Source organism: Mesorhizobium sp. M8A.F.Ca.ET.161.01.1.1 (assembly GCF_004792105.1).
In the GTDB taxonomy this organism is placed as follows: domain Bacteria; phylum Pseudomonadota; class Alphaproteobacteria; order Rhizobiales; family Rhizobiaceae; genus Mesorhizobium.
In genome coordinates, this window is record NZ_SRTD01000465.1 from 1 (window position 1) to 288 (window position 288).

Here is a 288-nt window from a genome sequence, read left to right on the forward strand (position 1 = left end):
GCCGTCATCAATGGCGTCGAGGACGGCGCGGTTTCCGCCGACGGCAAGGTGATCGGGAGTTATCTGCACGGGCTGTTTTCCGCCGATGCCTTCCGTGCCGAATATCTGAAAAGTTTGGGCGTCAGGGGCGGCGGCATCGACTATCGCGCCGAGGTCGAACGCGCGCTGGACGAGGTCGCAGAGGAGTTGGAGAGACATCTCGACTGTGACGCGATATTCGGGTTGGCGTGCTGACCGAACAGTTCAGGCCTTCTCTCCCGCATTCGGCCAATAGGTGCCGAAGGACCA

The 288-nt window shown here is 61.5% G+C and carries 1 pseudogene; it reads left to right on the forward strand.

Features of this window, described 5'->3' with window-relative positions:
- Positions 1-234: pseudogene (locus EN804_RS36565) on the forward strand (cobyric acid synthase CobQ); the annotation flags it as partial.
- Between the last annotated feature and the right edge of the window lie 54 nt (positions 235-288).